Source organism: Chryseobacterium sp. GTID13 (genome assembly GCF_056172655.1).
Genome location: NZ_JAOCMB010000007.1, coordinates 492221 through 508883, shown reverse-complemented (window position 1 = coordinate 508883; position 16663 = coordinate 492221). Strand labels below are relative to the sequence as shown.

General features: G+C 38.9%; 10 protein-coding genes and 2 pseudogenes. 6 read left to right on the top strand and 6 right to left on the bottom strand.

From position 1 onward, the window contains the following. Window positions 1-69 precede the first annotated feature (69 nt). Window positions 70-2115: a M16 family metallopeptidase gene (locus tag N4G44_RS21640; protein ID WP_474929871.1), complete on the bottom strand. Its 2046-nt coding sequence runs from the start codon at window positions 2113-2115 to the stop codon at window positions 70-72. Between the two features lie 32 nt (window positions 2116-2147). Next, a pseudogene (locus tag N4G44_RS21635) lies at window positions 2148-3481 on the bottom strand (M16 family metallopeptidase). Between the two features lie 205 nt (window positions 3482-3686). Between N4G44_RS21635 and N4G44_RS21630 the strand changes: the two are divergent. The 4 genes and pseudogenes from N4G44_RS21630 (at window position 3687) to N4G44_RS21615 (ending at window position 10822) form a co-directional block, all read left to right on the top strand. Then, entirely contained in the window at window positions 3687-4184 is a 498-nt protein-coding gene (locus N4G44_RS21630) for a hypothetical protein (protein WP_474929870.1), read from the top strand. A gap of 198 nt (window positions 4185-4382) precedes the next feature. Continuing rightward, a complete protein-coding gene (locus tag N4G44_RS21625; RefSeq protein ID WP_474929869.1) occupies window positions 4383-5255 on the top strand; it encodes a hypothetical protein in 873 nt (290 codons plus the stop codon). Window positions 5256-5321: 66 nt separating this feature from the next. Further along, a pseudogene (locus tag N4G44_RS21620) lies at window positions 5322-7651 on the top strand (ATP-dependent helicase). A 444-nt stretch (window positions 7652-8095) separates the two neighbouring features. After that, a complete protein-coding gene (locus tag N4G44_RS21615) occupies window positions 8096-10822 on the top strand; it encodes a TonB-dependent receptor plug domain-containing protein (RefSeq protein WP_474929868.1) in 2727 nt (908 codons plus the stop codon). A 73-nt stretch (window positions 10823-10895) separates the two neighbouring features. Here N4G44_RS21615 and N4G44_RS21610 read toward each other — a convergent pair whose 3' ends face one another. The 4 genes from N4G44_RS21610 to N4G44_RS21595 form a co-directional block, all read right to left on the bottom strand. Then, a complete protein-coding gene (locus tag N4G44_RS21610; protein ID WP_474929867.1) occupies window positions 10896-12737 on the bottom strand; it encodes a carbon starvation CstA family protein in 1842 nt (613 codons plus the stop codon). 205 nt (window positions 12738-12942) lie between these two features. Beyond that, window positions 12943-13965, bottom strand: coding sequence for an alpha/beta hydrolase fold domain-containing protein (locus tag N4G44_RS21605; protein ID WP_474929866.1), 1023 nt, complete (start codon window positions 13963-13965; stop codon window positions 12943-12945). A 23-nt stretch (window positions 13966-13988) separates the two neighbouring features. Beyond that, a complete protein-coding gene (locus tag N4G44_RS21600; protein ID WP_474929865.1) occupies window positions 13989-14372 on the bottom strand; it encodes a DUF3037 domain-containing protein in 384 nt (127 codons plus the stop codon). Beyond that, window positions 14359-15132 (bottom strand): HipA family kinase, encoded by a 774-nt coding sequence (locus N4G44_RS21595; RefSeq protein ID WP_474929864.1) that lies wholly within the window; start codon window positions 15130-15132, stop codon window positions 14359-14361. The genes N4G44_RS21600 and N4G44_RS21595 overlap by 14 nt, the downstream gene beginning before the upstream one ends. Window positions 15133-15280: 148 nt before the next feature. Between N4G44_RS21595 and N4G44_RS21590 the strand changes: the two genes are divergently transcribed. Next, complete coding sequence (locus N4G44_RS21590; RefSeq protein ID WP_474929863.1) at window positions 15281-16123, top strand: alpha/beta hydrolase family protein; 843 nt, start codon at window positions 15281-15283, stop codon at window positions 16121-16123. A gap of 56 nt (window positions 16124-16179) precedes the next feature. Further along, window positions 16180-16659, top strand: a complete 480-nt coding sequence (locus N4G44_RS21585) for a hypothetical protein (protein ID WP_474929862.1) — start codon at window positions 16180-16182, stop codon at window positions 16657-16659. Window positions 16660-16663 lie beyond the last annotated feature (4 nt).

Genomic DNA, 16663 nt, shown 5'->3' with positions numbered 1-16663 from the left:
AAGATGGAAGAAATGTTGTTAAAAATAAAAACGGCAGCGTGAGCTGCCGTTTTTATATATAAAGTATTCTTATTTGAAATCAGAATCTTTGGCCTGGTTCACTTCGTATGATTTTACATTCATCACCATGTCCATTCCCATTTGATTGATAGAGATAGTGTATGGCATTTTCACACCGCTCACATCTTTATAATTAGAGAAAGTGGTAGGAATGGTTATTTCCTGTCCCTGCGCTTTTGCTGTTCTGGTTTCTCCTGTTTTTAGTCCTGTAGCTACACTATAATAATAGGTAGTATTATTTCCTTTTACAACATAAGAGTCTTCACCACCGATTTTCTCGATGCCTGCCACCTTGTAATCTGAAGATTTGGCGAAACCTAACTCTTCAAACAGCTCAGTATTTTTCTGCTTTTCAGCAACCTGCTCAGGTTTCATAGGCGTTTTTTGGCCCATTTGTTCCGAATATCCTTCTTTTCCGTCGAAAACCTGCTTCTGAACCACCTGTCCCATGGCAGTAACTGAAGTTAATTCTTTACCGCCCTGAGCTTTTATGATTTTAAAATCAATATTCTGGCCCTGCATAGACATGGAAGCATTCATCGTGTAAGAAGAAATTTTAGCAATATTTGCTTTGCCTCCGATTGCATTGATGTATTTATCGGCGATAGAAGCTACACTTACTGCAGCATCTACTTTTTGTGCCGTTGGTTTTGCCACCGGATTGGCTTCCTTATCGTAATATTTTACAGGATAGCCCAGTTTTTCAAGGCCTGCAGAGATATCAGACGCTTTACCGGCAATGAAAATCCTGCTTTGATTGGGCAAAATAGTAGCCTTAACAGCATTGGAAATGTCTGCAGCAGTTACTTTATCAATTGATTTTAAGTAATTGGTATAGAAATCGGCAGGAAGATCCTGAACCTTTTGGTTTAAAGCAAATTTTGCAATTGTTTCAGGTTTTTCCAGAGACATGATGAAAGAACCTTTCAGTTTAGCCTTAGCATTTTCCAGTTCTTCAGGTTTTACGGTAGAAATAGCATTAAGCTCGTTCATGAATTCCTTAACCGCTTTATCTGTAACCTCGTTTCTCACACTGGCATCAGCAGAGAAATCGGAAGAATATTTACCCGCATTCATACTGGAATAAGCACCGTAAGTAAACCCGTTCTTCTCACGAAGATTCATGAAAAGTCTTGCTTCACCGCCTCCTCCTAGGATGTAGTTGGCCATTATAGCAGCAAAATAGTTCGGATCTTTCATTTTAAGATTATTCAGGTTGTTTACCGAAACCACAGACTGTACAGCCGAAGGAACATCTACTATATTAATTTCCGTTTTGGCAAGATTGGAAGCCGGTTCCAGTGCAGTTGCAGGAGTATTGGCTTTTTTCCATCCGCTGAAAGCTTTTTCTACCAGCGATTTTACCTTATCAAACTTCACATCACCTACAATCACCAAATAAGCATTGTCCGGAGCGTAATATTTTTTATAAACGTTTTGTACGTCAGCCAACTGGATCTTGTTGATGGTTTCCACGGTTTCAAATTCACCTCTTGCGGTGTTTTTACCATACATTAATGCATTGGAAACTTTAGAGGCAATGGAAGAAGCATTCTTTTCCTCAGATTTTAATCCTTCTATAGCTCTTTCCTTGGAATTTTGAATTTCTTCAGCAGAGAATTTAGGATTAATGATCGCATCGGCCATTAAGCTCAATACTTCAGGGAAATATTTTGAAAGAGAGTTGGCAAAAGCACCATTGGAAGAGAAATTAAGATTAGCTCCCAGATAATCCACTTTTTTGTTGAACTCTTCTTTACTAAGGTTGGTTGTTCCGTTTTCGAACTGTTCAGCCATGATAGAGCTTACTCCGGCTACACTTCCTTCAAGAAAAGGAGGTCTGTCCATGGAAAGAGTAGTGTTTACCCTTGGCAGTTTATTATTTTCAACCACCATTACGGTAAGGCCGTTGCTCAGCTGGAAAGTTTTTGGTTTTGCAATATTGATCGCAGGAGTAGGCCCCGGCTTCGGCATTGCATTAATGTCAATTTTTTGTGCTGAAACCGTTCCTGCGAATAAAAACGCTGCAGCTATATATGTTAATTGCTTTTTCATTTGTAAAAAATTTAATTTTTAATAATCATATTTTAAACCTGAAGTTTTAAATGATTACTTTTTTCAGGAACGTAATTAATGATCACCCTTTGGTTAGAATTCAGATATTTCTTGGCAGCATTCTGCAGATCCTGTCTCGTGATTGATCTGTAGATGTCAATTTCCTCATTGATCAAATTGGTATCACCCATCAATACGTGATTTGTTGCCAATGAAGCGGCAATCCCCTGAATGCTTGAATTCGCATTCACAAACTGATTTTCGTACTGGTTTTGCAGCTTCTTATAATCTTCCTCAGAAATCAGAGTAGTTTGCAGCTTTTTAATTTCAGCATCGATGTCAGATTGTAAAGTCTGTTTCGTAGTCTGGCCCATCGGGATGGCGAAGAATGCAAAAATACTGTAATCTTCAAGCCCCTGGTTGAAAGCCTGTACAGCAAGTGCTTTTTTGTCCTGATCCACTAATTTTTTATATAAAACTGAAGACTTACCGTTGCTCAGATAAGAGGAAAGCATGTCAAGAACATAGGCATCCTTTTCTTTATTAGCCGGAGTTCTGTAGGCGAAAATATAGGCAGGAAGCTGAATATTCGGGTCCGTAGCCGTTACTTCTTTTTCCTGGGTGATAGGAGCATCTTTCGGGAAATCTTTAGGGTAAAGCGTTCCTTTTGGAATGGCTCCGTAATATTCCTGAATCCATTTTTTAGTCTGCTCAGGTTTGATATCCCCTGCAACCACTAATGTAGCATTGTTCGGAACATAGTATTTTTTATAGAAAGCCTGGAATTCTTCCAGTTTTGCAGAATTCAGATCCTCCATAGAACCGATCGTAGGCCAGTTGTACGGGTGATTCGTAAATAAATTTTTCTGAATGGTAGGGAAAAGGTTTCCGTAAGGCTGGTTGTCCATTCTTAACCTTTTCTCTTCTTTTACAACCTCTCTCTGAGTATCTACTCCTATCTGGTTAATCACTGCATGACGCATTCTTTCAGATTCCATCCACAGGCCAAGCTGTTCGTTGTTGGAAGGGAAAGTTTCATAATAATATGTTCTGTCATTCGTGGTGTTTGCGTTATTTTGACCTCCGTTGGAAGATACAATCTTGAACCAGTCACCTCTTTTGATATTAGGTGTACCTTCAAAAGAAGGTGCTCGAAGAAGTGGGCAAAACCCGTTCTCCCCTTTACTTCATCTTTGGCACCCACATGGTACATAACTCCGGTAGTGACTACCGGTGCAGAATTGTCCTGATGAAGAATGACGTGAAGACCGTTTGGAAGATCGTACTCTTCGAATTTTATTTGCTGTGCATTCAGAATCATTCCGAAGAAAGAGGCCGCTGCAGCAGTAAGAAGTCGCTTTTTCATAAAGTAGAAATTGTTTTGGAACAATTAGTAGAGAAAATATGTTAATTGTTACACTTTAAAAGGTAATTTTGAAGAAAAAATGCAAATAGAATTAAAATTTCAAAATGGAAGTATCATAATGAAATCTTTATCCATCTTTATTTTTTCGATTTGCTTTTTCATGGGATTTTCACAGAGTCTCAAAGATACTGCCAGATGCCATAATATGCAGATAGCGGACAGTGCTTTATACCGGAAACTCAAGACAGAATCTAAAGATGTTAATTACAAAAAACTTACGCAGAGAATTATAAATGATATAGATACAAGTAAAATTCCGTTTGATAACCTGATCATTAATTATCATGATGAGGTCACAAGGAATCCCTTTGATAATGAGCCTTGTGAATGTTGTTTTGAAAGGCTTTCCGACAGTCCTGTTTACAATGACAAAGTTTTCTGGACAAAAAAGAATATAGAAGCTATTGCAGGGATATTAAAGAAAAATATCATTCCTAAAAATGGATTGATCAACAAATTTATCTATGAACTGCCTAACTTAAAACCTACTTCAATATATGAAAGAAAGCCTGCGCTCAGTCAATTAGTAGTTGCAACAAGGAAACAAAAGAAAGGAACCTATCAAAAAATTAATATTATTGGGACTAAAAGATATATTGAGGAAGAAATTTTTTTTATTTTCCTTATCAAAATGAAAGTCTGATATTAAATTCCACCTCTACTGATGCAGGTACCACTGAAAACTTTAATACTTTGGAGTTGTTGTTTACCAATGAACCGGGTAGAAAAATTACTATAGAATTCATATATAATGAACACTACAAAGAAAGTACTTATAAAACCTATGAGTATAAAAATAAAGATTGGCAGCTTATAGATAAATCTTCTAATAGCAATTAAAATGAAGAAAACATTACTGTTTATATTTTTAAATTTGTCTCTTTTGTCTTCTTTTTCAGCCCAGGAATACAAAAATGATTCTATATTTAAAAAATGCATAAAAGAATTCAGTAAAAGGCTTTGTCTTTCTGATGAAGACGGTGATGGAATTCTCTTCTATCTGGATAAGTGTTCCAAGGAATATGGCCAGGAAGAGAATGAGGGTTGTCCGTGGCCGGATACGGATGGTGACGGAATATTGGACAAAGACGACCAATGCCCTACGATCAAAGGTTTTGAAGAATTTAATGGTTGTCCTAAACCTTATAAGCCGGATTGCAATGCAAAAAGAATAGGTGATAGCCTGAAAATGATAAATCTCAGAGCTAATTATAAAGATATTGATAAGATTTATAATTTACTCAGCAAAAGGATTCTTGATCCTATTAAAAAGTACCATCTAAACAGTATTACGCTTTATACCGGATTGATCGACTGGGATATCCATTGCGATTTGCCGGGATGCTGCCCGGATTGGAAAACCACACCATCTAATTATTTAAGTTCAAAGTTTTGGAATAAAACAGCGTTAGAGAATTTTTATCACCAAAAAGAAATTAATGCAATATTGTTTTCCACAAAATTTTTTCCGGCTATAATGCCTGATTTTAAAGAATTTGCAGATCCTTCCCTGTATTCGTTTATCATGAAATACTACAAAAAAGATAATCCAAGACTAGCTATTTCTAAAGGTTTAGATGAAAAATCAGTTGTTGTTACAGTAAGGATTGAATTTCATGATCCGTATAAACTTAAGATTTTTCTTTCTGAGGGTAACAGGTTTTCAACCGATACAACATATGAATACGACGGAAAGAAGTGGAATATAAATTAATGAATTTCCAAAAATTTGAATTGTCCTCCGAATACATTAATTTTGTGTTCCCAAATTTTTTGCAGTATGGATTATCTGAAAGGACTCAATGAATCACAATATGAAGCCGTTACCTCTCTACAGGGACCATTAATGGTTCTTGCGGGCGCCGGCTCAGGAAAAACACGTGTGCTTACCATGCGTATTGCCCACCTGATCCACAACGGGGTGGATCCTTTCAATATCCTGGCATTAACCTTTACCAATAAAGCGGCCCGCGAAATGAAAGAGCGTATCGCCAAAGTGGTAGGAGAGAGCAACGCAAGAAGCTTATGGATGGGAACCTTCCACTCGGTTTTTGCAAGAACCCTGAGAATTGAAGGCCATTACCTGGGCTATCCTTCCAATTTTACCATCTATGACCAGCAGGATGCACTCAATGTCATCAGGAAAGTGATCAAAGACATGAATATCGATGCTGATCTTTATAAACCTAAAAAAGTTCAGGCAAGAATTTCAACCTACAAGAATAACCTGATTACGGTAAAAGCTTATTTCAACAACCCTGAACTGATGGAGGCAGATGAAAAGGCAAACATGAAATTCATAGGGAAGATCTATCAGAAATACGTGGAAGAATGCTTCAAAAACGGAGCTATGGATTTTGATGATCTATTGTTAAAAACCAATGAGTTGCTGACCCGTTTTCCAGAAGTGCTTGCCAAATACCAGGACAGGTTCAGATATATCATGGTAGATGAGTACCAGGATACTAACCATTCCCAGTATCTTATTGTAAAAGCACTGGCTTCAAAATTTGAAAATATATGTGTGGTGGGGGATGATGCACAGTCCATCTATTCATTCCGTGGTGCCAATATCTACAATATATTAAACTTTAAGAAAGATTATCCTGATGCCTTAACGGTTTCTCTGGAGCAGAACTACCGTTCAACCCAGAACATTGTTAATGCTGCCAATGTGGTTATTGCCAAAAACCTTCAGCAGTTTAAAAAAATGTATTCAGTGATAATGAAGAAGGAGACAAAATTAAGATTTACCGTTCCCTTTCCGATGCTGATGAAGCCAATTTCGTAGCCGGAAATATCTGGGAGCTTAGAAACACCGACCAGAGAAAATATAGTGATTTTGCCATTTTATACAGAACAAACTCACAGACCAGGGCATTTGAAGATGCACTGAGACGTAAAAATATCCCTTATAAAGTTTACGGTGGGCTTTCCTTCTACCAAAGAAAAGAAGTGAAGGATCTCATTGCTTACCTGCGTCTTCTGGTCAATGAAAACGACTCAGAGGCTCTGATGAGAATCATTAATTATCCTGCCAGAGGAATAGGGGAAACCACACAGAATAAACTGATCGTTTTTGCAGACTCTCAGAATATCGCTGTTTCAAAAGTGCTTAGCAATTTACCGATGTATGCTCCTCAGTTGGGGCTTAATAATGGTGTTTTAAATAAGCTGAATGATTTCTGGTCTATGATCAAAGCCTTTCAGGTATTGCTGAAAACCGATACTGCGTACAGTGTTGCAATGGAAGTGGCCAAGCGAAGCGGACTGATCAAATTTTTAAAAGATGATCAGACTCCGGAAGGGATTTCCCGTGTAGAAAACGTTCAGGAATTAATGAACTCCATGCAGGGGTTCATTGAAGAGCAGATGCAGCTGGAGGACGGAGACCCGAGCCTTCCGAACTTCCTTGAAAATATTGCCCTTTCTGCGGATACCCAGGATAAAAATACAGATGAAGATATGGTTTCATTAATGACCATTCACCTGTCAAAAGGTCTTGAATTCCCGGTGGTACATCTTGTAGGTCTTGAAGAAAATCTTTTCCCGAGTTTTATGAGTTCAGCTACCAGAGAAGATCTGGAAGAAGAAAGACGTCTTTTCTACGTAGCACTGACAAGAGCTGAAAAGAAAGTATTTTTCTCTTATGCGGTTTCACGTTTCCAATGGGGGAAAATTACGGATGCGGAACCTTCAAGATTCTTAAGTGAAATAGATGATGAATATATTGAATTCCTGAATCCTGCTATGGAGAAGAGGTTCATCAATAATGCCGGAATCAAATCCAATATTTTTGATGATCATCCTTCCGAGCAACGTTCTTTCAAAAAAGTTGAAAAGAAAACGATTGACAAAGGAGACAGTTTAAAACCGGCACCGGAAGTCAGAAAACTGAAACCTGTAAGCACTGCTAAAATTATCAATCCTAGTGGAGCTTCTTCTCAGGATATTGAAGTGGGTGATAAGGTAAGGCACGACCGTTTCGGAATAGGGGAAGTTTCTTTCCTGGATGGTACGGATCCTCAAAATATCAAGGCTAAGGTCATTTTCATCCATGAAGGGGAGAAAAACCTTATCTTAAAATATGCTAAGCTTACGAAAATATAAAACTATCAGTTGCATAAGCTGATAATAATAATTTAAGACGGATTCCATTTTGGGATCCGTTTTTTTAATTGCAGAGTTTTTTTGACGCAAAGTTTAATTTTAATATTGCATTATCTTAGGTTGCAAAGGTGAAATCAATCTCCGATTGATTGAATAAGCGTTCGTATTATCATTTGCTTAGTCAACGGCATAGCCGGCATCTTTGCTTCGCTTAAAAATAATACGATTCGAATATGAAGCTTTGCGTTAAAAATGTATTTAAAGTAATCTATTTTCTAAAAATTAGCATTCATCAACTTATTATAAAACTTTACCATTCTATGTTCAATAGAAGAAGACTATTATGATTTTTTGCAAAACAAAAGTCTATTGATTTTGTGGACTAATAAATTTAGTCTACATTTGCCACTCAAAAAAACATAAACTATTAATTGATGTATGGGTATGAAAAATAAAAAGACTATTTTATCTGCATCCGTTCTTTTTTTCCTCGGAACGTATGCTTTCGGACAGGAAAAAGAAAAAGACAGCGTAAAAACCAATGCGGTGGAAGAAGTTGTGGTACTGGGCTCAAGAGCTGGTGCGCGTTCCAAAACAGACAGTCCGGTTCCTGTGGATGTCTTCAACATAAAAGAAACTTCGGTGGTACTTCCACAATCCAGTATAGGACAGATTCTGAATGCGGTAGCACCGTCTTTCACATCGACCATTCAAACCAATTCGGATGGAACGGACCATTTGGATCCTGCCCAGCTGAGAGGATTAGGCCCGGATCAGGTACTGGTTTTAGTGAATGGCAAAAGAAGGCATACTTCTGCATTGGTGAATGTGAACGGGACGCCGGGAAGAGGAACAGTGGGAACCGATTTGAACTCCATTCCCTCATTTGCTCTGAACAGAATTGAGGTGCTGCGTGACGGTGCTTCAGCTCAGTATGGATCAGATGCCATCGCAGGGGTAATCAACCTTGAACTGAAAAAGGATATCGGAAAGTTAACGGGACAGGTAAGTTATGGCGGAAATTTAACTCCGACAGCCAATGACCATACCGGAAACTTTGACGGACAGAATATTCAGGTAGACCTTAATTATGGAAATAAAATCGGAAATAAAGGTGGTTTTTATAATATCACATGGTCATCTCAATTCAGAAATCCGACCTTCAGAGCCGGCACGGAAAGCGGGACAATCTATAATGCATATAATGCTATCGAAAAACGTGCTTTAAATGATGGTGTGAATCTTTCCTCACTTTTTTCCAATATCAATAATGTTCCCAACCCGCAGCAGCTTATTAATTATATCCATCAGTATGCGCAGGGGGTAAGCTATTTCTCTCCTCAGTTTCAGAATCAGATTCAGGCTGCCAATACGATCGGTGCTCTGCAAGGTTTATTAAAAGGAGATTTTACAGATCAGGAACTGGCTTACAGAGGACTGGACAGGAAGGATTTCAATATGCAGGTAGGGCAGTCGAAACTGAACAATCATCAGCTTTTTGCCAATATTGAAGTTCCGATTAATGACAACTGGAAAGTGTATACGTTTGGCGGATACAGCTTCAGACACGGAAGTTCAGGCGGATTTTACAGAAAACCTAACCAGAGCAGAACTTTTACAGGGCTGTATCCAGACGGTTACCTGCCACAGATCGGAACGGATATCCAGGATCTGTCGCTTTCAGCCGGAATCAAAGGAAACTGGGACGGCTGGAATGTCGATTTCAGTAATACATTCGGGCAAAACTCGTTTAGCTATAACATAAGAAACACAGGAAATACCTCTTTACGGTTTGCTTCCCCTGACGAATTTAATGCAGGAGGCTTAAGGTTCTCCCAGAACACCATCAATTTGGATTTCTCCAAAAAATATGATGTCTGGAGCGGGATTAACGTAGCATTCGGAGCAGAGCACCGGTATGAGAATTTTAAAATAACACAGGGTGATGAAGCTTCTTACACCACTTATGATGCCGCAGGAAATATATGGAATAATACCAGCCCGAGAGGTACGGATTTCTTTGGAAATGTACTTCCCGGCGGATCGCAGGTTTTCAGTGGGTTTAAACCTGTTAATGCTGTAGATAAAAACAGGCAGGCAGTGGCAGCTTATGCAGATGTGGAGTTCAATTTTACCAACTGGTTATTGGTAGATGCGGCAGCGAGGTATGAAAATTATTCAGATTTTGGATCTACGTTTAACTATAAATTGGCTTCAAGGATCAAAGTAGCTCCCAATTTTAATCTAAGATTGGCTGGTTCCACAGGGTTCAGAGCGCCATCCATCCATCAGATTTATTATAATGTGACTTCTACTTTGTTTACCAACAGTCAGCTTCTGGAAGTAGGAACCTTCAGCAATGATTCGGAAATTGCAGGGTTGCTGGAAATGCCAAAACTAAAGCAGGAAACTTCTAAATCTGCCAGTGTAGGGTTTACCTACAGGATTCCTTCTGCAAGCCTTTCTTTTACGGCAGACGGCTATTTTACAAGAATTAACAACAGGATTATTCTTACGGATCAGTTCTTAAGAGCAGATGTACCTCCTGCTGCACAGGCTGCCTTTGATGCTCAGGGAATCAATGCAGCTCAGTTCTTCACCAATGCCATAGATACGGAAACAAAAGGAATCGACCTTGTGATTTCTCATAACGTAAGATTTTCCGGTTTGAAACTGGATAACAGCTTTGCTGCCAATATCAGTGAAACCAGGAAAGTAGGGGATATCCACTCCTCGGGACTTCTGCAGTCTCCGAATCTTGAGAAAATCTATTTTTCCGAAAAATCCAGAGTATACCTGGAAGAAGCCGTTCCAAGGGTAAAAGCAAGTTTGTCTCACACCCTTACATGGAAGAATGCAAGTTTCTATCTTAGAAATACCTATTTCGGAAAAGTGACCGGTGCAGATATTATTGATGTGAATGGTGACGGAGTCGTAGGGTTCAATGAGCACCAGCAGATCGGACATAAAATCATCACTGACCTTTCACTGGCCTACCAGTTTACAAAGAATGTAGGGCTTACATTGGGAGTAAATAACCTTTTTGATATTTATCCTGATAAAAACCTTACAGCATCTACTAACAACGATCAGTTTATCTATTCCCGTTCAACATCCCAGTTCGGGCAGAACGGAAGATATGTGTTTACAAGGCTCAACTTCAATTTTTAAATAAATAGTAATTAGTGAGAAGCCCGCCCGGATATTCCGGGCGGGCTTCGTTTTTATATTAGTTCCATGCTGATTACCTTTCTACAAGCTCTTTCACGGGCTCTCCGTAATAATCTGTCTCTGTGGTCTTGATCTGCAGAAGCTGATACCATTTGATAAAAGCCCCGATGAACACAATAAGCATCAATACCATGGCTGTAACGGCTAAAGTGGCCAGCAGATACTGTTCTTTAGGAAGATAAATGGCTGTCACCTGAATATATCCGGCCCAGAAAGTAATTCCAGCCATGAAAACTCCGGGAACTGCAGAACATAATGCATATTTACCTCTGTTCATCCGGATCAGCATCGTTGTACAGACGATCAGGCCACAGGCTGCCAATAGCTGGTTACTGATCCCGAACAGCGGCCAGATACTGCTTACATTGCCTGTAAATACCAGATATCCCCAGGCGAAGGTAAATAAAAGGCTGCTGATAATAATTCCGGGAACCCAGTTTTTATCATTGAATTTAGGAATGACAGAACCCAGCATTTCCTGTAAAAAGAAACGGCCCACTCTTGTTCCTGCATCAATGGCGGTAAGAATAAATACGGCTTCAAACATGATGGCAAAATTATACCAGTAGGCGGTCAGTTGATCCATATACGGGATCTTGTTGAATATATGGGCCATTCCCACGGCCAGAGATACGGCCCCGCCGGTTCTTCCGTGAAGTTCGATGCCTATTTTCTGTGAATAATAATCGATATCTACCCCATGAAGGGAAGGATGGGCAGCAAGGAAAGCATCATAAGATTCTTTCGGAGTATTGATGGCGAAATAATCACCTGGCATTAATGTACATGCGGCAATCAAAGCCATTAAAGCGACAAAACCTTCTACAAGCATAGCTCCATAGCCTACAAAAAGGATTTCTTTCTCTTTATTAAGCATTTTAGGCGTTGTTCCCGTTGCAATTACAGCATGAAAACCGGAAATTGCTCCGCATGCGATAACAATAAAGATAAAAGGAAGCACGGGACCTCCTATAACTGGTCCGCCACCTTTTATAAACTCTGTAAGCGCAGGCATCTGAATCGTTGGATGAATAACGATTACCCCCACAGCAAGCATGATGATGGTTCCTATTTTAAGATAAGTTGAAAGATAATCTCTTGGTACCAGAAGAAGCCATACAGGTAGTACGGAAGCGAGAAAGCCATACAAAGGAATGGCAATAGAAATGGTTTTAATATCCCAGGAAAACAGATTATTCATTGTTTCGTTCTGCATCAGGCTATGGCCGCCGATAATACCCGCCACCAAAAGTATACCTCCTAAGATACTGGCAAAAAGCACACTGTTTTTTCTGTATCTCATAATAAGCCCCATGATAACTGCAATAGGCATCGTAATCACCACAGTAAAGAGTGACCATGAAGCTTCATGCATGGCATTGATACAAGCAAGGGACAATCCGGCCAGCGTAAGAATCAGGATGAATAAAATGGCAAAACCTGCTACAGTTCCGGTTGCCTTACCTATTTCTTTTGAAGCTATGGTCGCGAGACTTTGTCCTTTATGCCTTACTGAAGCAAATAAAACGACCATATCGTGCACTCCACCACCCAGTACACATCCGATCAGGATCCATAATGCTCCTGGCAAATACCCGAACTGGGCAGCAAGAACAGGTCCTACCAAAGGGCCTGCTGCAGCGATGGCAGCAAAGTGATGCCCGAAAAGTACATTTTTATTGGTGGCAACATAATCTTTGCCATCGGCAAATTCTACTGCCGGAGTGGTGTTTTTATCATTAAGTCTCAGAACTTTATTGGCAATAAAAATACCATAAAAACGATAAGCAATCGCAAAGATCAGGACTGACACAAAAATCAGGGTAAGCGCATTGGTGTTGTTCAGAAAATCCATGTCATCGGTTTTTTAAGGATGAATAATTAAAAATATTGGATATTTTGTTAAGAATAATTTAAACAAAAGCCAAGTTAATTATTTTATGAATAAAAACGATGAAATGTATATTAATCTAGCAATTTTGTGCCTTTTAAAACTTATTGAAATGTTTTGTTATTTGATTTACAGGTGTTTATTGCTTTTGTTAAATCAAATTATATATTTATTTTCGTTGAGAGTCAACAAAATCCACCATCTGATCAGTCAGCTTGTCCATATAGTTTTTATCTGTGGTTTTGAATCCATGCAAACCATCCTCAACAATGATCAGGGTGTTTTGAACATTTTCTCTTTTAAGCTTTCGATGCAGTTTTTTAGACTGCTTCATAGGAACTACCTTATCTTTATTTCCCTGAACGATTAATGTAGGAACTCCTTGTGAAACATACGTTATCGGGGAAATGGTTTCAAAATATTCTATTACTTTGCTTTTATCTTTTTTAATGTCATATCCTGTCAGTCCTCTTACAAGATCGGTCCTGAGGTCAACGATTTTCTTTGCTGCCAGTCCGAAAAAGAATACAGGTACTTTTCCCAGCCGTGTATGAAGCAGCTTATTCATATCAGAAGGTCCGTAATGATCTATAACATAATTTACCTTTGAGGAATAAGAAGAAAGCTCGGGACTTCCGGGGAACTGATGATCAGGTGTATAGGCCGCAAGCATGGAAAGGTGTGCCCCTGATGAAGCTCCAAAAAGTCCTATATTATCCGGATCGAAATTATATTTTGCAGCATTTTTTCTGACCCATCTTACTGCATCCTTGGTATCTTCTAACGGAAGGGGAAAGTGAATGCTGTCGTTCAGAAGAGTATAGTCGATGCTGATGACTGCATATTTTTTATCGAGCAGCTTTGAGATGAAGGTCTCAATATAGCTGCTATCCGTGATTGCTTTATCACCTTTTACCCATGCGCCTCCATGTACATAAATAACGACAGGCCTTTTACCGTCGGAAACTGTTTTGGGAGTATAGAGATCTAAAGCAACAGGATCTCCTTTTGCATTGGTTTTATAAACAATATTTTCTGAGACTGATGATATTTCCGGAAGAAGACTGCTTTTCTTAATTATAGGTTCCGGCGGGCCCTGTGAATAACTTAAATTGCAAAAGCCTAAAAAAAGAACAAAAAACAGGTTTGTAAAAAACCTGTAGATTGATATGTTGTTGATTGAAGATTTCATAGTATACTTTTTGTGGTGGAGTGTTATTTTACTAACTCCTCAAAAAGTTTACCAAACGTTTTTTCCAGGTCTTTGGATTTTCCCGGATGAGGTCTTGAGGTCTGAATAGAAGAGCTCCTTACAGCCGTCAGCCAGCGGAAACGTTCAGGAATATCCATCAGGGCAATAGGTCCTCCGTCTTTATCACCATTGGCAATTTTTTGAAAACTTTCAAGATTATGGATCACATCATCATAGTCCAGTTTGCTGTGCATCAGTCTGAATTTATCCGGACACAGGTAAAATTCCACACGGATAAATTTCTCCTTCTTGGAAAACATCACAAGTCCGATATTGAAAAACTCTTCTCTTTCAACTTTAGGAACCAGGCGTATAACGGCGTATTCGTATATTTTATCCTCTTGCATTTTTAGCTTCGTTTACAAAGATTTGAGAATTTTCCAACCTGGTTTTCAGGAACTGAAAATAAATTTCACGGATTTCTTCAGGAGTTTCATCGGCATCATCCCAGTGGAGCCATGCTTCCGGAATTAAGTTGACGATTTCCCTGAACAATTTATCATTCAGTACTTCATGGGCAAACTGATCGGCTTCATCCAGCATTTTTGCCTTTGGAAGAAGTACGTGATCCTTCACGTATTTAAACGGCGTTTTTGCAGCGGCATCAAAATTCTGCCATGAATGATGGAAATAAAATGATGCTCCGTTATCGATCACCCAAAGCTCTTTGTGCCACATCAGGAGATTCGTATTCCTGAAAGTACGGTCAATATTGGTGATAAAGGCATCCAGCCACACAATTTTCGATGCCAAAAGAGGATCTACCTTTACCCCCGGATCGTAGGTAATGGAACCTGAAAGATAATGCAGACCGAGGTTCAGACCTTCCGAAAATTTCAGCAGATCCTGGATTTCTTCATCAGCTTCTGTTCTTCCGAAATCAACATCCAGATTGACAAATACCAGCTCGGGAATCTTAAGGCCTAAGGCTTCCGTGATCTTGCCGCCTAAAAGTTCGGAGATCAGCATTTTGACTCCGTGGCCTGCGCCCCGGAATTTCAGTACATATTTAAAATCATCATCAGCTTCTGCCAAAGCAGGAAGGGATCCGCCTTCTCTCAGCGGCAGGATGTAACGCATGACGGTTACCGTTCTTAAATCCAGCATACCGCAAAAATAAGGTTATTTTTCATACTATTGAATCAATCGAAGGGCAGAAGATTAACTTTTCCGGGTTAAATTTTTTTATATATTTAAATTAAAGTCAATGGTTCAGCTCTGAACAATAACTAAGAACTGCAATTAAAATTTTCATATGGAACTGATAAAAAAGCTTAATATAAAACTGCAAAACAAAGAAACCAGGGATTTTCTGGCTGATGCTCTATATCCTGATACCGGTGAAAAAATGCCGTTAGTGATTTTTGTACACGGTTATAAAGGTTACAAAGACTGGGGAGCCTGGAATCTGATGGCGGAAAGGTTTGCAGAAGCAGGTTTTTACTTTGTCAAATTCAATTCGTCCCATAACGGAACCACTGTTGAAGATCCCCACAATTTTAGGGATCTCGAGGCTTTCGGAAATAATAACTATTCAAAAGAACTTTCGGACCTGGGCGTGGTGATCGATCATTTTGTGAAAGAACCGAATGTGGATGACCAGAGGATTATTCTCATCGGGCACAGCAGGGGAGGAGGAATTTCTATCATCAAAACATTTGAAGATGAAAGAATCAACGGGCTTATCACTCTGGCAAGTGTAGATACTCTGGAACGTTTCCCAAAAGATGAGGCGTTAGAAAACTGGAAAAAAGAAGGCGTATATTATGTGCTGAACGGAAGGACAAAACAGGAAATGCCGCATTACTACCAGTTTTATGAAGATTTTGAAAAAAACATTCACCGCTTCGATGTAGAAAGGGCAACGGAAATGGCAAAAGCCTATGTGCTGATCATCCACGGAACCCATGATGAAAGTGTAAGTGTGAAAAATGCAGAACATCTTCATATCCTTAACCCTAACTCTGAGCTGTTTTTAGTTGAAGGCGCAGATCATACTTTTGGGGCAAAAGAACCCTGGATGGAAAACAGACTTCCTGAACATCTTAAAATCATAACCGAAAAGTGCATTGATTTTATTAATAAAAACATGAAATAATATTAATATATGGCATAAAATTTGAGTATCAGTTTTTCACGTATTAATGATATATTATGAAAAAACTGATCTTAAACGCCTGTGCGTTTTCGTTATTGACAGTAGTTTCCTGTAAAAAAGAGACAAAAATTGATCCATCTTCAGCAATGATTAAAGATTCTGTAACAATAAAAGCAGACTCAGCTGCTTCTTCCGCATCTTCCACCCGTAATATCATTACGAATAATATAGGAAAATACCCTCATGATATCAAATTATTTGAAAATAAAGATTTTACAGACAGGGTTAAGAAAATTACAGGGGCACAATACGATGAAATTTTTAATAACTTCAATGTAGAATCCCAAATTGTATCCGAAAACGGAATCTATAAGGTAACAGGCTGTAAGCAGCATGACTGCCCCGGGTATTCCACATCCATCTTTTATGACTCCAAGAATGATAATCTAAATGTTGCTATTGACAAAAATGGGAAAATAACAGATTTTACTGAGAAAGAAAAAATTAAGGTTACTGAAGTTCTCAAGTCTATGTAAGCAG

What these genes read in the sequence shown, in the direction of transcription:
- N4G44_RS21640 (WP_474929871.1), bottom strand. Translation starts at nt 2,115, where the DNA reads ATGAAAAAGCAATTAACATATATAGCTGCAGCGTTTTTATTCGCAGGA.
- N4G44_RS21630 (WP_474929870.1), top strand. Translation starts at nt 3,687, where the DNA reads ATGCAGATAGCGGACAGTGCTTTATACCGGAAACTCAAGACAGAATCT.
- N4G44_RS21625 (WP_474929869.1), top strand. Translation starts at nt 4,383, where the DNA reads ATGAAGAAAACATTACTGTTTATATTTTTAAATTTGTCTCTTTTGTCT.
- N4G44_RS21615 (WP_474929868.1), top strand. Translation starts at nt 8,096, where the DNA reads ATGAAAAATAAAAAGACTATTTTATCTGCATCCGTTCTTTTTTTCCTC.
- N4G44_RS21610 (WP_474929867.1), bottom strand. Translation starts at nt 12,737, where the DNA reads ATGGATTTTCTGAACAACACCAATGCGCTTACCCTGATTTTTGTGTCA.
- N4G44_RS21605 (WP_474929866.1), bottom strand. Translation starts at nt 13,965, where the DNA reads ATGAAATCTTCAATCAACAACATATCAATCTACAGGTTTTTTACAAAC.
- N4G44_RS21600 (WP_474929865.1), bottom strand. Translation starts at nt 14,372, where the DNA reads ATGCAAGAGGATAAAATATACGAATACGCCGTTATACGCCTGGTTCCT.
- N4G44_RS21595 (WP_474929864.1), bottom strand. Translation starts at nt 15,132, where the DNA reads ATGCTGGATTTAAGAACGGTAACCGTCATGCGTTACATCCTGCCGCTG.
- N4G44_RS21590 (WP_474929863.1), top strand. Translation starts at nt 15,281, where the DNA reads ATGGAACTGATAAAAAAGCTTAATATAAAACTGCAAAACAAAGAAACC.
- N4G44_RS21585 (WP_474929862.1), top strand. Translation starts at nt 16,180, where the DNA reads ATGAAAAAACTGATCTTAAACGCCTGTGCGTTTTCGTTATTGACAGTA.